Below are 1,016 nucleotides of genomic sequence, written 5' to 3' on the forward strand. Positions count from 1 at the left end.
CGAGACGATGTAGTCGCGTGCTTCGTCGGCGGCGGTTGCAAGGGTACGGCTTTGGGTGACCCCGACGCCGTGGACGTGCAGTTCCCAGCCTTTTGCCCACCTTGTTGCGCGGGTCCTGTAATCGGTCACTGCAGCCACCCTTTCGGTAGATCGACGAGCTTGTCGATAAGGTCGCGGACAACGCCGGGCGAGACATCCCGGTGTCCGGCCGGGACCGCAACCTTGTTGCCCGCCGGGCTGGTCCAGATCATGTGCGATCCTTTCCCCGGCCGGGCAACGCACCCATGTCGGCGTAGCGCTTTGGCCACGTCACGGTACTTCATCGACTTCACCACGACAATAATTTAGCCGGGGCTGACATTCCTGTCTAGGGGGGATAAACTAATGTCGATACGGTCAACCGAAGAGCGCATCAACGGTTGCTGCGCAATATCGCCGGCCGACGTCGCTCGTACGCGTTGCCGTTGCATCGGCCACCGGAAGAGAGTCAAATGTCTGATGTGATCGCGCGCCCGGACTCCTGGCAAGTCGCACGCGACCTCGTGAAGCAGCGTGGTTACCAACGGCAGGATGAGCCGTTCACGCTGGCGAGCGGCCGGCAGAGCCACGACTACATCGATGGCAAGTATGCGGTGAGCCATGGCGAGGACCTGGCCTTGGTGGCCAGGGCAGTGGCCGACCTCGCCGAGGCGAACGGAATCGAGTTCGACGCCGTCGGCGGACTGACGATGGGCGCGGATGCCCTGGCGATAGCCATCGCTGTGGTGGCGGGCAAACGCTGGTTCTGCGTGCGCAAAGAACGCAAGGAGCGTGGCCGCAATCAATGGATTGAGGGCGCCCGCTTCGGCGATGCAACGTTCCGGGTATTGCTCGTCGACGACGTCGTCAGCACGGGCGGGTCTGTCTTGACGGCGTATCGGCGGGTGACCGATCAGGGCGGCGTCGTCACCGGCGTGATCCCGATGGTCGACCGTGGCGACGCGGCGGCGAAGCTCTTCGTCGACCGCGGCGTGCCC

2 protein-coding genes are annotated in these 1,016 nt (G+C 64.1%); one reads left to right on the forward strand and one right to left on the reverse strand.

Annotated features, from left to right (window positions below; all coding sequences use genetic code 11):
• Positions 1-125: 125 nt before the first annotated feature.
• Positions 126-323, reverse strand: a complete 198-nt coding sequence (locus tag AC2VON_RS23130; protein ID WP_486954939.1) for a type II toxin-antitoxin system HicA family toxin — start codon at positions 321-323, stop codon at positions 126-128.
• Between the two features lie 168 nt (positions 324-491).
• Here AC2VON_RS23130 and AC2VON_RS23135 point away from each other — a divergent pair.
• Positions 492-1,016 (forward strand): phosphoribosyltransferase family protein (locus AC2VON_RS23135; protein ID WP_486954940.1); only part of this gene is annotated, 525 nt, incomplete at its 3' end.

Source organism: Mycobacterium sp. TH-M82 (assembly GCF_057473605.1).

What these genes read in the sequence shown, in the direction of transcription:
- AC2VON_RS23130 (WP_486954939.1), bottom strand. Translation starts at nt 323, where the DNA reads ATGAAGTACCGTGACGTGGCCAAAGCGCTACGCCGACATGGGTGCGTT.